The 16854-nt window shown below is 62.3% G+C and carries 16 protein-coding genes, 1 tRNA gene and 1 pseudogene; 6 read left to right on the forward strand and 12 right to left on the reverse strand.

The window, feature by feature from the left end; translation table 11 throughout:
- Window positions 1-286 precede the first annotated feature (286 nt).
- Window positions 287-382, forward strand: a tRNA-OTHER gene (locus VNX23_RS23160).
- 214 nt (window positions 383-596) lie between these two features.
- A complete protein-coding gene (locus VNX23_RS23165; RefSeq protein WP_325633902.1) occupies window positions 597-830 on the forward strand; it encodes a hypothetical protein in 234 nt (77 codons plus the stop codon).
- Window positions 831-1067: 237 nt separating this feature from the next.
- Here VNX23_RS23165 and VNX23_RS23170 read toward each other — a convergent pair whose 3' ends face one another.
- Window positions 1068-1286 carry a hypothetical protein gene (locus VNX23_RS23170; RefSeq protein WP_325633903.1) on the reverse strand — a complete coding sequence of 73 codons (219 nt, stop codon included), beginning with the start codon at window positions 1284-1286 and terminating at the stop codon, window positions 1068-1070.
- A gap of 175 nt (window positions 1287-1461) precedes the next feature.
- Window positions 1462-1959 carry a hypothetical protein gene (locus tag VNX23_RS23175; protein WP_325633904.1) on the reverse strand — a complete coding sequence of 166 codons (498 nt, stop codon included), beginning with the start codon at window positions 1957-1959 and terminating at the stop codon, window positions 1462-1464.
- A gap of 32 nt (window positions 1960-1991) precedes the next feature.
- Here VNX23_RS23175 and VNX23_RS23180 point away from each other — a divergent pair, with 32 nt between their 5' ends.
- Together VNX23_RS23180 and VNX23_RS23185 are read left to right on the forward strand one after the other, a co-directional pair.
- The gene (locus tag VNX23_RS23180; protein ID WP_325633905.1) at window positions 1992-2303 is read left to right on the forward strand and encodes a hypothetical protein; all 312 of its coding nucleotides are present in this window, start codon (window positions 1992-1994) and stop codon (window positions 2301-2303) included.
- Window positions 2304-2708: 405 nt separating this feature from the next.
- Entirely contained in the window at window positions 2709-3389 is a 681-nt protein-coding gene (locus VNX23_RS23185; protein WP_325633906.1) for a ParA family protein, read from the forward strand.
- A 144-nt stretch (window positions 3390-3533) separates the two neighbouring features.
- Here VNX23_RS23185 and VNX23_RS23190 read toward each other — a convergent pair whose 3' ends face one another.
- From VNX23_RS23190 to VNX23_RS23200, 3 genes are all read right to left on the reverse strand, one after another.
- Window positions 3534-3665: a hypothetical protein gene (locus tag VNX23_RS23190; RefSeq protein WP_325633907.1), complete on the reverse strand. Its 132-nt coding sequence runs from the start codon at window positions 3663-3665 to the stop codon at window positions 3534-3536.
- 151 nt (window positions 3666-3816) lie between these two features.
- Window positions 3817-3969: a hypothetical protein gene (locus VNX23_RS23195; RefSeq protein WP_325633908.1), complete on the reverse strand. Its 153-nt coding sequence runs from the start codon at window positions 3967-3969 to the stop codon at window positions 3817-3819.
- Window positions 3970-4367: 398 nt separating this feature from the next.
- Window positions 4368-4643, reverse strand: coding sequence for a metal-sensitive transcriptional regulator (locus VNX23_RS23200; RefSeq protein ID WP_325633964.1), 276 nt, complete (start codon window positions 4641-4643; stop codon window positions 4368-4370).
- Between the two features lie 54 nt (window positions 4644-4697).
- Here VNX23_RS23200 and VNX23_RS23205 point away from each other — a divergent pair, with 54 nt between their 5' ends.
- Window positions 4698-7094: a heavy metal translocating P-type ATPase gene (locus tag VNX23_RS23205; protein ID WP_325633909.1), complete on the forward strand. Its 2397-nt coding sequence runs from the start codon at window positions 4698-4700 to the stop codon at window positions 7092-7094.
- A 9-nt stretch (window positions 7095-7103) separates the two neighbouring features.
- Here the strand turns inward: VNX23_RS23205 and VNX23_RS23210 are convergent, their stop codons facing one another.
- From VNX23_RS23210 to trxB, 4 genes and pseudogenes are all read right to left on the reverse strand, one after another.
- Entirely contained in the window at window positions 7104-7538 is a 435-nt protein-coding gene (locus VNX23_RS23210) for a hypothetical protein (protein WP_325633910.1), read from the reverse strand.
- Between the two features lie 150 nt (window positions 7539-7688).
- Window positions 7689-8629, reverse strand: a pseudogene (locus VNX23_RS23215) (4-hydroxy-tetrahydrodipicolinate synthase family protein).
- A 480-nt stretch (window positions 8630-9109) separates the two neighbouring features.
- Window positions 9110-10033 (reverse strand): LysR family transcriptional regulator, encoded by a 924-nt coding sequence (locus tag VNX23_RS23220; RefSeq protein ID WP_325633911.1) that lies wholly within the window; start codon window positions 10031-10033, stop codon window positions 9110-9112.
- Window positions 10034-10035: 2 nt separating this feature from the next.
- On the reverse strand, window positions 10036-11001 hold the full coding sequence (gene trxB, locus VNX23_RS23225) for a thioredoxin-disulfide reductase (protein ID WP_325633912.1): 966 nt from the start codon (window positions 10999-11001) through the stop codon (window positions 10036-10038).
- A gap of 270 nt (window positions 11002-11271) precedes the next feature.
- On the opposite strand from trxB, the gene VNX23_RS23230 reads away from it, so the two are divergent.
- On the forward strand, window positions 11272-11751 hold the full coding sequence (locus VNX23_RS23230) for an Lrp/AsnC family transcriptional regulator (RefSeq protein WP_325633913.1): 480 nt from the start codon (window positions 11272-11274) through the stop codon (window positions 11749-11751).
- Window positions 11752-11879: 128 nt separating this feature from the next.
- Here the strand turns inward: VNX23_RS23230 and VNX23_RS23235 are convergent, their stop codons facing one another.
- The 3 genes from VNX23_RS23235 to carB all read right to left on the reverse strand — a co-directional run bounded on the left by VNX23_RS23235 (window position 11880) and on the right by carB (window position 16632).
- On the reverse strand, window positions 11880-12290 hold the full coding sequence (locus tag VNX23_RS23235) for a DoxX family protein (protein WP_325633914.1): 411 nt from the start codon (window positions 12288-12290) through the stop codon (window positions 11880-11882).
- A 162-nt stretch (window positions 12291-12452) separates the two neighbouring features.
- Window positions 12453-12926 carry a transcription elongation factor GreA gene (gene greA, locus VNX23_RS23240; RefSeq protein WP_325633965.1) on the reverse strand — a complete coding sequence of 158 codons (474 nt, stop codon included), beginning with the start codon at window positions 12924-12926 and terminating at the stop codon, window positions 12453-12455.
- A gap of 241 nt (window positions 12927-13167) precedes the next feature.
- A complete protein-coding gene (gene carB / locus VNX23_RS23245) occupies window positions 13168-16632 on the reverse strand; it encodes a carbamoyl-phosphate synthase large subunit (protein WP_325633915.1) in 3465 nt (1154 codons plus the stop codon).
- Window positions 16633-16854: the final 222 nt, after the last annotated feature.

Genomic DNA, 16854 nt, shown 5'->3' on the forward strand with positions numbered 1-16854 from the left:
GTGTATTGGGCGAGATAGGTTCGTCCGCCGCTTGCGGTTATGCGAACCGCAAGCCCGCGCTGCGTTTCGTCAAAGACCAGTCTGTCCTTGCGCCCCTGCTCAACGGCCAACATCTCGATCTTGCGCTCTGTAAGTTTCATCGCTTGGCCATGTGTGGATTGTGGTCCGCACGAGGTCCGCGGACCTAGCGCGGACCCTGCAAACTGACGTATTATGTCAATTGGTGACAGTCAGTGTCAGAAGGTCTCACAAATGCTTCTATAAAACAATAGTCCTTTGTAGGTCCGCGGTTGTGAACGTCGGCCAATGTCGTCCGTTGTCGCAGGTCAAAACCTTACTGTGGATCAGGAGGTCGGTGGTTCGAGTCCACCCAACTGTACCAACGCACTGGAGCGGCCGCGCCGGCCGGCGAACGGGCGCAAGGACGCGGTTGCGCATGGATGTGTCCGATCAGCGGCAAGTGACCGAGCTTCTTGCGCAGCTGGCGGCTATCTCGGCTGTGCTGCGCGCCATCGCGAACTCGCCACACGCGTTGCAGCCTATTCGACACGATCCTTGACCAAGCCACCCGCCTTTGTCGAGCGGAGCATGGATCGTTGATGCTGTTCGAGCAGAACGGCTTTCGCATGGCGGCGAATTTTTCATCGCCCCCAAATAGAAACGGCGCTGTTGCCAGCGCCGCTCCTAGTGCACTAACGCGTGGATCGGCCCTCTTTGACTGGCAACTGGCGGGAGCGACCCGCTCTGGCACTGCTGGCGGGGAGACCTGCACGCGATCCGACGATAAGGATAGCACATTCAACGAAGGCATTTTTGATTTGCCGCAATAAAAAAAATAATGCCCTCCCGGATCGCGGCGTATAAAGGCCCTGTCCAAAGGCCCTCGTGACCAAAGGCGCTTGTGACCCAAGGTCGTTGGGGATGTGGACTGGTTCCAGGTGAGGGCGTTTTCCGGTCGCCAAGGCATCTCGCGTGGCAGGCATCTTGCGTGCAAGAGCGCTCCACGCCGCCGGAAACGAGATAGCCGCTGCGGTAACGCGCAGCCATCCCGCCAGCGACGCCATGCTTTAAGCAAGCGCCTCTTTGATCAGAGCATCGGTGGCCGCTTTCACAAAGGCGGCGTCATCACCCCCCAGGAACTGGCTTTCTATGTTCAGCATAATGACGCCGAGCGCCAGCGCCTGAGGCCGGTTGCCTGCTTCCCATAGCTGGCGGGAGACCGCCCGAACCTCCTTCAGAATTCGCTCCCGGTCGACGGGGCTGGCGATCCCATAGCCATCGTTCACGGGACCGAACGTGGATCTGATCTGGTTCAAAAAAGCCGACTTCGACGTGGCATCCGCGGTATCGATCCGTCGCCTCAGATCATCGTATTCCCGTCGCAGGACACTGCCGCGCACTTATTGCCTCCAAAGACCTGTAATTCTCATTTTCGTCCGTCTGACGTCCGGCGGTGCGCATTCAGACTACTTCCTTCGTTTCCGGAACAAAATGCCGGCGGGCGGCTTGTGGGCCTAGCATTTCACAACGCCGGGTGCGAGGCGCATGGCCCATGCTCTTTTCAGCTGCCCGTCGACCAGGCTGAAAGTTCAGCACTGGCTGGACGACGATGAGGACGCGCCGGAAACCGAGTATGAGGCCATTACATGCAAGGCCTGCGCCCGGTTGCATTTGATCAACCGAAGGACCGGCAGACTTCTCGGACAGGAGGATGAGCCGCTGATCGGCTGACGCAGCGGCGCAGCCGCTTTTGCTCAAGGACGTCGTGGCTGATGGCGAATCGAAGAAGAATTTTCGAAAGCAGGCACGAGCCTCGCGCAAGCCGCCTGTTTCGGCCTTCTGACATTCCACCCTTGTCACGAACGCCATTGGCGTGATCGTCGCGACACAGTTGCGGGGATTTCCACTGTCGGCTGATGCGCCGCGCGTTTCATTGCTTGCCAAGATTTCGTGAGTCACCCACACTTCGCAAGACGAGCTTGGGGGGATTCATGATCAATTTCGCGCCCGGTTCCAGAGAAATCCGCGTCGCTTCGCTGCCGGCCATGGTGCTTGCCTTCTGGCTCTCGCCTGCTGCGGGCTGGGCCTACACCTATGAGCAGCAGCAGGCCTGCATGGGCGATGCGTTCCGCCTGTGCAGCTCCGAAATCCCGGACATCGAACGCGTCAAGGCCTGCATGGTCCACCGGCAGTCCGAGCTCAGCCCCGCCTGCAGGTCACAGTTCAGGCCGCAATCGTCGGAGGCCGGCAGGTCGACGCATTGGCGAAAGCACAGGACGATCAGGCACGCCGACGCCTACTAGAGCCTTTTCGGTTCTGATTGAATCAGAACCGAGGCTCTAATCTTCTGTTTTGACGCGTTTTCTTCACGCGAACCGGTATCCACTTCGCTCGAAAACGCTATGACTCGCTCATCCCTTGAGCGATTGCAGGTTTCCTCCGCACGGACCGGCGCTTGCGGACTGCCGAGGGACTGTGCCGGCGCGGTCTGCCGCAAGCGCTTCGAGGTGGCAATGAGCAAGGGAATCGTCCTGCGATTCCCGAGGGCCTTCTTCAACCTCCGGTGGCCGGACGATCCTGGGTGTGACTCAAAATCAACCTCGCTGCCAAATCAGTAGCTTCGCCCTAATTAGGTACAAATTCTTCTTTCACGAATCAGCGCGCTGATTCATTTTCGCCACCTGGGGTCAATCTGGAGGCGAAGAGATATGAACGTCATTGTTTTCGCATCGCGTAAAGGCGGCTCGGGCAAGAGTACCCTGGCTGCTCATCTCGCGGCGCATGTCCACAGGGCAACCAAGCCGTGTCTGCTGGTCGATGCAGACCCGCAAGGGTCGCTCACGCTCTGGCACAAGCTGCGGGGTACCAACGAGCCGCCGATCAAGACCGCTGTCAATTCCGTCAACGGGATCATCGCCGCGGCCAGACGCGACGGCTTCGAATGGGTGTTCATCGACACGCCGCCGAATCTTTCGGCCGTGGTGGATGACGCCATCAAGAATGCCACCATGGTGGTGATTCCGGCGCGGCCGGGGGTGTTCGACGTCAATGCCGTGCAGGAAACGATTCAAATGTGCCGCGCAGCGCGCAAACCCTACGCCGTCGTGCTCAACGGTGCTCCAGCCCGGCGCGATGAGGTCGAGAGCCGCATCGTCAGCATCGCACGGGAAGCGTTGGCAAAATTCCGCGCGCCGGTTTGGGGCGGGCAGATCACCAACCGCGCTGATCTTCTGATGGCGCTCGGCAAGGGCGAAGGCGCCCGCGAATATTTCGCCGAAGGCCGCGCAGCCGCGGAAATCGGCCGCTTGTGGGCCGCGATCGAACGCTCCGTGAAGGCCATCCGTGGCACGGCGCCGGCGAGCGGCGTGATGCACAAGCAGGCGGCGTAGTCTGGCACCGGCCGTTCGGGCACGAGCGCGTCACCCCCGCGCGCCGTTCGTTGCCATGAAACGCCATCCCGTGCGAGTTTTCAGGCTCACACAGGATGGCGCTGCCCGTTGCGGCTCAAGGCTTGCTGCGGCCCGAAGGGCCGCTCAATGCACCATCAGCACATAGAACACGACGACCGGCGACAGGCTCAGGATCACCGACCAGATGCCGACCGCCCAGAGAATGTCCTGGGTGCAGAAGCCGCGATCATCGGCCTTTGCATGTTGGTTGTTCATAACGCCCCCGCGCTTCTTGTTGTTATGGCGCTATCGATACGCGACGAGCGTTAAGAAAGCCGGCCGCGGGTCGACTCGCATTTGCAACGCCGCCGCTACGGGGAGTTAACCTCAAGGTCACGGACGATTCGCGTGCCGGCAAGGTTGCCGATCAGCTTGCCATCAACAGGTGCAGGGTCACGACCGGCGCCAGGCCGATCAAGACCGCCCAAAAGCCGAACGAAGACACCAGAAGCAGATCCTGCCTCCACTCCGCCCATTTGGAATTTTGATGTCGCCTGCCTGCAATGATGTGAACGGTCATCGTTCCCCCCGCCCGGTTGGCCTTGCGGGAACAATAGGCCGCAATCTCTGAAGATACGGACCGCCGCACGGTTGGTATTTTAGCCGCCCCCTTTACGGTGCGGTAACCCTGCGCCGATGGGGGACTAAAGCATGATGAATTGGTTGCGCTGTAACCGCGACGGAAGTGTGCTCCATCTCCCATCAACTCGGGTTTACCCGAGTTGATCATTTTCAACTGTCGAAGTCGGATAAAATCCGACTTCGATGGGGGAGGGTTGGGGTGAGGGGATACGGTCTATCGTTGAGACCAATGGCCCTCACCGGATCGCATCCAATGATGCGATCCGACCTCTCCCCACCGGGGAGAGGTGAATCGAGTCTGCCGCACAAAGTGATTTGGCCAAAACTCGTCCCACTTTACCGCTCGGCGCGGCCAACCACGTCCATGAGCTCGGCGATCTTGCGGCGCTGATCGGCCTTGTCGCCGGACACGATCGCGTGCTCGACGCAATGGGCGACATGATCGCGCAGGATTTCCTCCTCGACCCGGCGCAACGCCGCCTTGGCCGCGGCGATCTGCGTCACCACGTCGATGCAATAGCGGTCGGCCTCGACCATCCCCGCCAGCCCGCGGATCTGGCCCTCGATTCGCTTCAGCCTTTTCAGGCAGGACGTCTTGATCTCCTTGCGCATCTGCCTCATATACCCCCCTAGGGTATACATTTCAAGCGCGGCGCGAGGCGGAAAATGGCGCAGGCAGATCACGTACACGGAGCTGGCGGAGCGCATGCCGGCCATCGTCACGGTGCCGAGGCGGACGTTTCCTCGGGCGGCGGCAAGCATGGCGGCAACGAGGATGGCGATGTCGCCATTGACCCGGTATGCGGCATGCGCGTCAATCGCGAAAGCGCCAGGCACCGCTTCGCCCATGGCGGTGAGGAATATTTCTTCTGCAGCGCTCGTTGCCGCGAGCGCTTCGCGGCCGAGCCGGAAAAATTCCTGAAGCCGAAGCAGGTCGAGCCTGTCCCGCCCGAAGGCACCATCTACACCTGTCCGATGCATCCGGAAGTGCGGCAGGTCGGTGCGGGAAGCTGCCCGATCTGCGGCATGGCGCTCGAGCCCGAACAGGTCTCGCTCGAGCAGGGGCCTGATCCGGAACTGATCGACATGACCAGGCGATTCTGGATCGCGCTGGGGCTGACGCTTCCCCTTTTCGCCATCGAGATGGGCCGCCATTTCGGCGTCATGCATCTGCTGCCGCCTGCGTGGTCGAACTGGATTTCGCTCGCGCTGTCGACGCCGGTCGTGCTGTGGGCGGGCGCGCCGTTCTTCGTGCGCGGCTGGAACTCCTTGCTCACGCGCAATCTCAACATGTTCACGCTGATCGCGATGGGCACGGCCGTAGCCTGGCTCTACAGTCTCGTTGGCACGCTGGCGCCGCAACTGTTTCCGCCTGCGTTCCGCGACGCGCATGGTGCGGTCGCGGTTTATTTCGAGGCGGCGGCCGTGATCACGACACTGGTGCTGTTCGGACAGGTGCTGGAGCTGCGGGCGCGGCAACGCACCTCCGGTGCGATCCGTAGCCTGCTTGGGCTCGCGCCGAAAACCGCGCGACGCATCACGCCCCACGGCGACGAAGACGTCGCGATCGAGGACATCGCGGTCGGCGATCTGTTGCGGGTGCGTCCCGGCGAGAAGGTCCCGGTCGATGGTCTCGTCACCGAAGGACATTCCTCGGTGGATGAGTCCATGGTGACCGGCGAGTCGATGCCGGTGTCGAAGGCCGAAGGCAGCCGCGTGATCGGCGGCACCGTGAACCAGCACGGCGGGCTGGTGCTGCGCGCTGAAAAGGTCGGCCGCGACACCATGCTGGCGCGGATCGTCGACATGGTGGCGCGGGCGCAACGCTCGCGGGCACCGATCCAGCGCCTCGCCGACCGTGTCGCCGGATGGTTCGTGCCGGCCGTGATCGCAACCGCGCTGGTCGCGTTTGCCGCCTGGATGACGTTCGGGCCCGAGCCGCGTTTCACCTTCGGCATGGTCGCGGCGGTGACCGTGCTGATCATCGCCTGTCCCTGCGCGCTCGGACTTGCCACGCCGATGTCGATCATGGTCGGCGTCGGGCGAGGCGCCGGTTCCGGCATTTTGATTCGCGACGCCCAGGCGCTGGAGCAATTCGAGAGCATCGACACCATCGTCATCGACAAGACCGGCACGCTGACTGAGGGCAGGCCGAAGCTCGCCAAAATCGTGACCGCCGGCGGCATCGACGAGAACGAGCTGTTGCGGCTTGCCGCGAGCGTGGAACGCGGCAGCGAGCATCCGCTGGCGCTCGCCATCCTCAACGCTGCGAAAGAACGCGCCCTTGCACTTTCCGAGGTCGCAGACTTTGCCTCGCCTTCCGGCAAGGGGGCATTGGGAACCGTCGACGGCAAGCGCGTCGTGCTCGGCAACGCCAGGCTGATGCGCGAGGCGAATATCGCAACGAGCTTGTTCGATGCCGCCGCGGAGGCCGCGCGGCTTGGCGGCGCCACGGCGATCTATGTTGCCATCGACGGCCGCGCCGCCGGCGTCATTGCCGTCGCCGATCCCGTCAAGCCTTCGGCGAAGGCAGCAACTTCGGCCTTGCGCGCGGCGGGTTTGCGCATCGTAATGCTGACCGGGGACAACGAGACCACCGCGCGTTCGGTCGCCTCAAAGCTCGATATCGATGAGATCGAGGCCGGCGTCCTGCCCGAGCGCAAGAGCGAGGTCGTGCAGCGTCTTCGCAGCGAGGGTCGGCGCGTCGCCATGGTGGGCGATGGCGTCAACGACGCTCCTGCCCTTGCCGCCGCCGATGTCGGCGTCGCCATGGGCAGCGGCACAGATGTTGCGATCGAAAGCGCCGGCGTGACGCTTTTGACCGGCGATCTCGCAGGACTGGTGCGGGCGCGGCAATTGTCGCTCGCCACCATGCGCAACATCCGCCAGAACCTCGCCTTTGCGTTTCTCTACAACGCCGCGGGCGTGCCGATCGCGGCTGGTGTGCTTTATCCCGTGTTCGGCATCCTGCTGTCGCCGATGATCGGAGCCGCAGCCATGGCGCTTTCCTCCGTCAGCGTCATCGGCAATGCGCTGCGGCTGGCACGGACGCGACTGGAATAGGAGGCGGGCCTACCAGGTCCAGCGGAAGGGCTGGGGCTGATAGGTGTATTGATAGGGATAGGCGGCGAAATGAGGATAGGCGGCGAAGCGCTGGCGATCGTGCCGCCTTGCGACCACCGTTTTCTTGCTGGGTTCGCTCTTGACTGGTGCCGCGGCAGCAGATGAGGGCGGTGTGGTCAGCTGCGCGCGGGCCTGCAGCGCGGAACCCGGCGGCGGCGCCTGCAGCAGCATCACACCGGGTGGCAAGGTGGGAACAACCGCCGCTTGCACGCTGGTATCGAAGTCCACCCGCGGCGGGGCGACCCTGTCGGTGGTGATGCGAATGTTAGGTCGGATCACATCCTGGTGAGCAACGGTCTCAGCATCGGGGAAGAGATAGGAGGCAACGAAAAGGAGCGCCATGAGCGCTCCGCCGACATAGGTGAAATAGCGAAGCAAGGGCATCGTCCTACGCCACAAAACAAGCCGTCACCCCACTGGCGACCTCAGGCTCCACCCAACAGCCTTTTTTCGAGATCGCCCGTCCTTGTATGTCGGGTGGGATTCGCTTTGGTTCAACCGCACGGTGCGAAAAAGAAACGGGACCGTTAGCGATTAACCTTTAGGCCGATGCGCGTGGCGTCGTCGCTCAATTTCCGCGTCGAGCCGTGCCGAAAGCTCACCGCTCGCTTCCACCATCGGCAGGCGGACTTCGGCGCTGTCGATCAGGCCGGTGCGCGACAGCCAGTATTTCGCCGGCGCCGGGCTCGGCTCTGCGAACAGCAGTTCGGCGAGAGCTGATACGGTGTCCCAGTGCCTGCGCGCCGCCTCGCGGTCTCCTGCCTTCAGCAATGAATGTACGGAAGCGAAAGTTTCGGTCTCGATGTGGGCCGAGAGCAGGATACCGCCATCGGCGCCGTCCTCCAGCGCCTCGTAATAATGGGCGTCCTCGCCGGTCAGAACCCGAAAATCGGCGGCCGGCGGCGCAGCAGATCGAGGGACTGTTCGCGCTCGGCGCAGCAATCCTTCAACCCGACGATATTGGGGTGTTCGGCAAGCTCGAGCAGCGTGTCGTTACTGATATTGACGGCGGTACGGTAGGGAATGTTGTAGAGCACGATCGGCCGGGAAGCACGGTCGGCCAGCGCGCCGAAATGCTGCGTTAGTCCCCGTTGCGAAGGCCGGGAGTAGTACGGGGCGGCGATCAAATAGCCGTCGATCGGCCAGGCCGCCGTCTCGTCGATTGTGTCGCGGAGTTTTGCGGTATCGCTGCCGGACAGTCCGAGACAGATCGGAATGAAGCACTTGGCCCCCGCCAACTCGGCTCGCGTTAGTGCAACGATCCGTTCCAGCTCACCGACATCCAACGTCATGCCCTCGCCGGACGTGGCGGCGAGGATCAGGCCATCGACCGGCTTGCCGGCATAGTGCCGTACCAGCCGCCCGAGCGAAGCCTCGTCGAGGGCGCCGTTGCGAAACGGCGTGATCAGCGGCAGCCAGAGGCCTTGCAGCAGGGATCGCAGACTGCGGTTCGCGGGTTGTTCCGGGGTATTCATTGCTCCATCTCCTTCAACAGGCTTGAGCCGGAGATGAGCGATTAAAAAAACCCACACCTCGCGGCGGGGTTTTGCAGATCGGTCTTGGCGAGAAGTCTTGGGCGAGAAGTCTATCGCGCGCGTCGATCCGAAGCCCCCGGACGGGGGCCTTTTTTCGAAACGAGCGCGCACGCATTTGTGATCATCGCGCAATGATGATGCGCGCCGCCTTGGCTGTCAACGTGTGGCTTACGCGCGGCAGAAGAAAGCCGGGGCAAAAAAAGCCGGGCCCGTGAGAGCCCGGCTTGAGTGATGGCCTCGTTAGGCCGACACAATCACCTTCCAAGAGGGATAACTGAGACCCCCCGCCACTGGAGGAGGGGGACATATGCGAACGCGAGGACTCAGTGTGGTTGTATTATGGGCCGCGCCGGTTCCCTGCAGCAACCATCCACCCCGCATGTCAGTCATGCGGAGAGCCAAGGGCTTATCGAACGATAATTACGATGGCCAACGCTGCGCCTTGCTCACCACGAAGTCGCGGAAGACCTGAACGCGGGCCACCGTCTTCAATTCTTCGGGATAAACGAAGTAGGTGTCGAGCTGGATGGAATCGGACTCTCCGAACAGCTGCACCAGTCGGCTGTTTTCCTCCACCAGGTAGTCCGGTAGCGCGGCGACGCCGAGGCCCTGCTGGCAGGCGCGCACCAGGCCAAGGATGTTGTTGACCTTGAAATAAGCCTCGCGCGGGCCTGAGCCGTTGCGGCCGGCCTCGATCAGCCAGTTGCGGTTCTGCAGATGCGGCGCGACCTGCCCGTCGGAGAGGGTGATGATGCGGTGTGCGTCGAGCTCGTCGAGCGTGCGCGGCGTGCCGAATCGCTTGATGTATTCCGGCGAGCAGTAGGCGTGGAAGCCCATCGCGAACAGCTTGCGCTGGATCAGGTCGGGTTGGGTCGGCTTGCGGGTGCGGATGGCGACGTCCGCCTCGCGCATCGAGAGGTCGAGCTCCTCGTCGGTGACGATCAGGGAGATCCGGATCTCCGGATAAAGCCCGGTGAATTCGCCGAGCCGCGGAATCAGCCAGTTGATGCCGACGCCCGGCGTGGTCGTGATCTTGAGGTCGCCGCTCGGCCGCTCGCGGCTGTCGGTGAGCTTTGCGCGCGCCGCCTGCAGCTGCATGAACACGTCATGGGCGGTGCGGAACAACAGATCGCCCTGCTCGGTGAGAATCAGTCCGCGCGCATGGCGATGAAACAGCGAAACCGAGAGCTCCTGCTCCAACGCGCTGACCTGCCGTGAAACGGCCGATTGCGAAAGGCCGAGCTGCTCGCCGGCATGGGTGAAGCTTCCCGCCTCAGCCGCCGCGTGAAACACCTTCAGCTTGTCCCAGTCCATATCCGTAAATCCGTCACGAGTTCGTGCCATGGTCATTCCGCTGCCGCACGGTCGCTCGCGCGCAGCGCGAGGAAGCGTTCGGCCTCAAGGGCGGCCATGCAGCCAAGGCCCGCGGCCGTGACTGCCTGCCGGTAGGTTTCGTCGGCGACATCGCCGGCGGCGAACAAGCCGGGCACCGATGTCGCGGTCGAATTGGGCGCGACCTCGACATAGCCCGACGGCTTCAACTTGACCTGGCCGACGACGAGCTCTGTCGCGGGCGCGTGCCCGATTGCAATGAAGACGCCATCGGCTGCGACCTCTGTCAGTGCGCCGGTCCTGACGTTCTTCAGCCGCACATGGGTGACCTTGGCCGGATTCTCCTGCCCGCGGATTTCGTCAAGCGCGCTGTCCCACACCACCTTGATCTTGGGGTTCTTGAACAGCCGCTCCTGCAGGATGCGTTCGGCACGGAAATGATCGCGCCGGTGCACGATCGTCACCTTCGAAGCGAAGTTGGTGAGGAAAAGCGCTTCCTCTACCGCGGTATTGCCGCCGCCGACCACCACGACTTCCTTGCCGCGATAGAAAAATCCGTCGCAGGTGGCGCAGGCCGAAACGCCAAAGCCCTTGAACTTCTCTTCCGAGGAAAGTCCGAGCCAGCGCGCCTGCGCACCGGTGGCGAGCACCACGGTTTCGGCGAGATAGACATCGCCGCTGTCGCAGGTCAGGCGGAACGGCCGCTGGCCAAGCTCGAGCTTGGTGACGAGGTCGGTGACGAGTTTGGTTCCGACATGGGCGGCCTGCTTTTCCATCTGCTCCATCAGCCACGGGCCCTGGATGACGTCGGCAAATCCCGGATAGTTCTCGACGTCGGTGGTGATGGTGAGTTGTCCGCCGGGTTGAATGCCCTGGATCAGGATCGGCTCAAGCATGGCGCGTGCCGCGTAGATCGCCGCGGCATAGCCGGCCGGACCGGAACCGATGATGACGACCTTCGCGTGAACGGGGGCAGGCATGGGCATCTCTTGAGCAATTTGGAGTGCGTATGATGCGGATTTGGCTCGGGAAGGCATCCCGGCGGCGTCGAAAGTGACAAATCCAAGTCTAGGACATCTGGCGAGCTATGCAAGAATTGCAATCCAAATCAGCAAAATTTCCCGTGAGCGGCGCTGGAGCCGGGATTTTGCGCGGCGCACGCGCAATAAAATTGCGCACCCGCCTTGAGCGCGCTAAGAGTGTTGCCGCTCCAAAGCAAACTTTCTCCAAGCCCAGGACCGGGGCCTCGCGTGTCGAAGAATCTTGACGAAATCGATCTCAAAATCCTCAGCGAAATCCAGGCCGACGGCCGAATCACCAACGTTGAATTGGCCAAGCGTGTTGGCATTTCGCCGCCGCCGTGCCTGCGTCGTGTCAGGGCGCTGGAGGAAGCCGGCTACATACTGGGTTATCGGGGATTGCTGGATCCGCGCCGGCTGGGCTTCGATGTCACCGTGTTTGCGTCCGTGCATCTGTCGAGCCAGGCAGACGCCGACCTGCGCGCCTTCGAGGAATTCGTGCGCGCCGAACCACTGGTGCGCGAATGCTGGATGCTGTCGGGCGAAGTCGATTTCATCCTGAAATGCGTGGCGCCCGACATGGCGACGTTCCAGGATTTCGTCACCCATCTGACGGCGGCGCCGCACGTGCGCAACGTCAGGACGTCGTTGGTGCTGCACAATTCGAAATATGAGGCGGCCGTGCCGCTGGAGGTGAAGGGACGGGGATAATGTGCCGTCATTCCGGGCTTGTGCCAGCTGAGAAGGAAGCGAATGTCGGAATCGGGCCAGCACCAGACCCGGAATCTCGAGATTCCGGATGCGCTTATTTCATTCGCGCTCCGGAATGAGGCTTCGCGTCAGCTCTTCTTTCCCATCATGGCGTCGAGGCTGTAGGGCCCACCGCCGGCAGTCGCGAGATAAAGACACGCAAAGCACATAACGATCGCGAGCGTCCCGTTGTTGAAAAGCGGATGGAACACGGGCGAGCCCGTTCTGAACATATGGCCAACGAAATAGGCAAATGCCATCTCGCCCGCCAGGATGAAAGCGACGATCCGCGTAAACAGGCCGACCATCAACAGCCCGCCGAGCACCAGTTCGAGGCTGCCTGCCGCCCCGATCAACGAGAACAATTCGACCTTTTCGAACGGATTTCCGGGCGGAAATTTCAGCAGCTTGGCGACACCGAACTGAAACAGACAGAGACCGGTGATGAAACGAAACAGACTGAGAGCTGCCGGCTGGAATCTGGAAAGCATCTGGTCCATGTCATTTTCCCCCGTTCGACACCTGCATGAACCCCATCGCTCTGCAATCGAAACAATCTTACATGAAAATTATTCCGCTGGGAAACGGCTCCCACGTCACGCCGCAAGAAAGCCGCGCAACCGGCGCGGCTTCTAACGCAAACGGATTGTTCACGACGGCGGTCAGCGCCACTCGACCTTGGTGATCTCGTAGGCCTTGGGGCCGCCGGGGGCCATCACTTCCACGGTCGTACCCTTTTTCTTGCCGATCAGGGCGCGTGCGAGCGGCGAGGTGATGGAGATGCGGCCCTTCTTGGCGTCGGCTTCCGGCTCGCCGACGATCTGCCATACCGTTTTCTTGTCGGTATCCTCGTCGACCAGCGTCACCGTGGCGCCAAACTTGATGGTGTCGCCCGAGAGCTTGCCGATATCGATCACGTCGGCGCGCGCCAGCTTGTCCTCGATCTCGGCGATGCGGCCTTCATTGTGTGCCTGTTCTTCCTTGGCAGCGTGATATTCCGCGTTTTCCGACAGGTCGCCATGCGAGCGCGCTTCCGCGATATGCTCGATGATGCGCGGGCGTTCCACCGTCTGGCGCTTTTTCAATTCGTCCTCGAGGGCGGCATAGCCGATCGAGGTCATCGGAACCTTTTCCATCATCTTCTCTATCCTTCAATCGCGCGAGCGCACCCTTTAAGCACGCGCGAAATGTCTTTCAGTTCAGGGCGCTGCGGCTGAAACAACCCGCCAACTCATCAATTTCGGCCCTGAAAAGGGCCGATTCAACTTAAATTCGGCCCCGCGAAGGGCCGATTCAACCACGATTCGGGCGGAGAGTTCCTAGCCAACTGGCTTTACGGCCAATCATTTAGCGGACCACTTTGTGGCCCGCTAATGATCAGTCTTGCGAAAAATAACTCTGCAACGTGCGGACCTCAAGGTCCCCACCCAGATAGGCGCGGATGCCCTGGGCAGCCGCCACGGCCCCTGAAAGAGTGGTGTAATACGGCACTTTATGCAAGAGGGCGGCGCGGCGCAAAGAGCGGCTGTCGGCCAGCGCCTGCGGGCCCTCGGTAGTGTTGAAAACGAGCTGGACGTCGCCGTTTGTGATGGCGTCCACGATGTGCGGACGCCCCTCCAGCACCTTGTTAACCTTTTCGGTAGGTACTCCCTTATCGGCAAGGAAGCGCTGGGTGCCCGAGGTCGCCATTACCTTGAAGCCGAGCGAGAACAACAGTCGCACCGCGTCCACGATGCGGGTCTTGTCGCTCTCGCGGACGGAGACGAATACGGTGCCCTTGCGCGGCACGCGGGTGCCGCCGCCAATCTGACTTTTGGCGAACGCGATCTCGAAGCTGCGATCGATGCCCATCACTTCGCCGGTCGATCGCATCTCCGGGCCGAGCACGGTGTCGACGCCCGGGAAGCGGGCGAAGGGGAACACCGATTCCTTCACGCCGACGTGACCGAGCTTCCTCTTTTTCAGATCGAAATCCGCAAGCTTCTCGCCGGCCATCAGCCGCGCCGCGATTTTCGCCACCGGCGTGCCGATCACCTTGGCGACGAACGGCACGGTGCGCGATGCGCGCGGGTTGACCTCGAGCACGTAAATGTCGCCGTTTTTGATGGCGTATTGAACGTTCATCAGGCCTATCACGTCGAGCCCGAGCGCCAGCTCGCGGGTCTGCCGTTCGAGCTCGCTGATGATCTCGCCGTTGAGCGAATGCGGCGGCAGCGAGCAGGCGCTGTCGCCGGAGTGAATGCCGGCTTCCTCGATATGCTCCATGATGCCGACGATGAACGTGTCCTTGCCGTCGCATAGGCAGTCGACGTCAACTTCAGTGGCGTCCGACAAATAGCGGTCGAACAGCAGCGGATTGGTGCCGAGCACCGTGTTGATCTGGCCGGTCTTGTCGTTGGGGTAACGCGCCTTGACGTCGCCCGGCACAAGTTCCGGCAGCGTGCCGAGCAGGTAATCCGAGAGCTGGTTTTCCTCGCGAATGATCTGCATCGCGCGGCCGCCGAGCACGTAGGAGGGGCGCACCACCAGCGGCAGCCCGAGATCGGCCGCGACCAGCCGCGCCTGTTCGACCGAATAGGCAATGCCGTTTTTCGGCTGCTTCAATCCAAGCTTGTCGAGTACGCGCTTGAAGCGGTCGCGATCCTCCGCAAGATCGATGGCGTCGGGCGAGGTGCCGAGGATCGGCACCTTGGCCGCTTCCAGTGCATGCGCAAGCTTGAGCGGCGTCTGTCCGCCGAACTGCACGATCACGCCGCGCAGCTTGCCGTTCTGCTGCTCGGTTTCGATGATCTCGAGCACGTCCTCGGCGGTCAACGGCTCGAAGTACAGGCGATCGGCGGTGTCGTAGTCGGTCGACACCGTTTCCGGATTGCAGTTGATCATGATCGATTCAAAGCCCGCATCGTGCAGCGCGAAGCAGGCATGGCAGCAGCAATAGTCGAACTCGATGCCCTGGCCGATCCGGTTGGGACCGCCGCCGAGAATGATGACCTTGTTCTTGTCGGATGGCGCGCTCTCGTCGACGGGATCGCCGGCAAAGGGCGCCTCATAGGTCGAATACATGTAAGCGGTGGGCGAAGCGAATTCGGCGGCGCAGGTATCGATGCGCTTGAACACCGGACGGACGCCGAGCGCATGCCGGCGCGCCTTCACATCGGCTTCGGTAGTGTGGGTGAGCACCGCAAGGCGTGCGTCGGAAAAGCCCATGGCCTTGAGCGAGCGAATGCCGAACGCGTTCGCCGGCAGGCCGTTGTTCCTGACCTTTTGCTCCATCTCGACGATGCCGCGCATCTCCGCCAGGAACCACGGATCGATCTTGCAGGACGTGAAGATGTCTTCGTTGCTCCAGCCAAGCCGCATCGCCTGCGCCACCTGCAGGATGCGGTTCGGCGTCGGCGTGCCGAGTGCGGCGCGGATCGCGTTCTTGTCGTCGCCGCGGCCGATTCCCTCGATCTCGATCTCGTCGAGGCCGGTCAGGCCGGTCTCGAGCCCGCGCAGCGCCTTTTGCAGGCTCTCCTGGAAGGTGCGGCCGATCGCCATCACTTCGCCGACGGATTTCATCGAGGTGGTCAGCGTGGTCGCCGCACCGGGGAACTTCTCGAAGGCAAAGCGCGGAATCTTGGTGACGACGTAATCGATGGTCGGCTCGAACGAGGCGGGCATCGCGCCGCCGGTGATGTCGTTGGCTATCTCGTCGAGCGTGTAACCGACGGCGAGTTTCGCTGCGACCTTGGCGATCGGAAAGCCGGTGGCTTTCGAGGCGAGCGCAGAGGAGCGCGACACGCGCGGGTTCATCTCGATCACCACCATGCGCCCGTCAACCGGGTTGACGCCGAACTGCACGTTGGAGCCGCCGGTCTCCACCCCGATCTCGCGCAGCACCGCGATCGAGGCGTCGCGCATGATCTGGTATTCCTTGTCGGTGAGCGTGAGCGCCGGCGCCACCGTGATGGAATCGCCGGTATGCACGCCCATCGGGTCGAGATTCTCGATCGAGCAGACGATGATGCAATTGTCGCGTTTGTCGCGCACCACCTCCATCTCGAACTCTTTCCAGCCGAGAACGGATTCCTCGATCAGCACCTCGTTGGTTGGCGAGGCGTCCAAGCCCCGCTCGATGATGTCGATGAATTCTTCCTTGTTGTAGGCGATGCCGCCGCCGGTGCCGCCCATGGTGAAGGATGGGCGGATGATCGCGGGCAGGCCGATTTCGGAGAGCGCCATCAGCGCCTCGCCGAGCGCCTGTTCCTGGTAGCGTTTGCGCCGCTCGTTCTCGCCGAGCGTCCACTGCCGCTCAAATTCCTCCAGCGCCTGGCCCGCGAGCCTCTCGCGATCGGCGAGGTACTTGTCGCGGTCGGCTTTCTTCAGCGCAGACGCATTGGCGAGTCGCGACTTCGGCGTCTGCAGTCCGATTCGTTCCATGGCGTTGCGGAAGAGCTGGCGGTCTTCCGCCTTGTCAATGGCGTCCGCCGTGGCGCCGATCATCTCGACATTGAATTTGGCAAGCGTGCCCTGCCGGCGCAGCGACAGGGCGCAGTTGAGCGCGGTCTGTCCGCCCATGGTCGGCAACAGCGCAAATCCGCCGCCCACCACGTGGCGTTCCTTTTCGATGATCCTGGCGACGATCTCCGGCGTGATTGGCTCGATATAGGTGGCGTCCGCAAGCTCCGGATCGGTCATGATCGTCGCCGGATTGGAATTGACCAGGACGATGCGATAGCCCTCTTCCTTCAGCGTCTTCACCGCCTGCGTACCCGAGTAATCGAATTCGCAAGCCTGGCCGATCACTATGGGACCGGCGCCGATGATCAGGATGGTGGAGATGTCGGTTCTTTTGGGCATCAAATCTCGCGGGACAGGAAAACAGGCACAAAAAAAGGGCGCGCTGCCGCGCGTCCCCTTCAACCCGGCGCTTGGGATCAAGCGCGCGGGTGGTCTTTAGACCAGATTCCGCAGCCGCGAAAGGGGCTTGGGACACCCATCAACGGCCATTTCGACGACGTGGCCTTGGCTTCGCCTCAGCGGTTTACGCCGCGGCGGCCTCGCCAGGGGGTAGCCGGGCCG

The sequence above is a fragment of the Bradyrhizobium sp. genome, from assembly GCF_035570375.1.
Classification (GTDB): Bacteria; Pseudomonadota; Alphaproteobacteria; order Rhizobiales; family Xanthobacteraceae; genus Bradyrhizobium.